At 37.9% G+C, this 713-nt stretch carries 1 protein-coding gene; it reads right to left on the bottom strand.

Going from position 1 to position 713, the window contains the following annotated elements; genetic code table 11:
- Window positions 1–122: 122 nt before the first annotated feature.
- Window positions 123–479 carry a hypothetical protein gene (locus A3757_RS24860; RefSeq protein WP_068506937.1) on the bottom strand — a complete coding sequence of 119 codons (357 nt, stop codon included), beginning with the start codon at window positions 477–479 and terminating at the stop codon, window positions 123–125.
- Between the last annotated feature and the right edge of the window lie 234 nt (window positions 480–713).

The following is a 713-nucleotide window of genomic DNA, read 5'->3' as shown; positions in this document are numbered from 1 at the left end:
TACAAACGACTTCTCAGGAAGCGTCCATCTATCTACAGTCTTATCATAACCCTAGACGCTAGGTCGTTCTCAGAAGCTTGCAGTCTTTTGAGAACGAGCCTTGATAGCCAAGAATAATTAGTTTACTTCATCAAGCATAATGCGAATGGCACCACCTCAATAAAGTTTTCGCCAGTTAAAAACTTTGTTTTATCTTTGTAGTTAAGTGCATAAAAGTCATCTTTATCGCTCCAAATACTGCTTTGGCGATTGATAGTGTAAAAAGCATTCTCACTATCAAATGCTTCTAGGTACCAGGTCTCAGCCCACTCCTTGTCTTCAAGAACCCAAACTTTGTAGTCACAATTCTTGTTAAATGGTTTTTTGTCACTGCTGATGTCTACCCACTGTGAGCGACCGTGTTTATCTGCAAGCACTGAACCCGAGCCGAATACTAGAACGCAAACAAGTAAAAAAGAAGATACAAAATTTTGGTACATAGGAAATTCTCCGCTGTTTTCATAATGAAGATTTGTAGAAAGTGAAGGTATTAGATAATCTTAGTTCAACAAGTACGAATGTTGAAGTAGATGAAGAGATTTAGTCACTTGATGATAGAGGCGATGCATAAATGTCAAAGAGACTAGTGTTGATATAAATATTCACTCAGGTTTAAAACAGTGGGTTGGGAAAATAAGGTTTTCCTTCCTATACTAATTAGTTCCGGCTTGCTC

The organism is Oleiphilus sp. HI0117 (assembly GCF_001635235.1).
The sequence above is the reverse complement of the archived record's forward strand: the minus strand, read 5'-3'. Positions and strand labels throughout refer to the sequence as shown.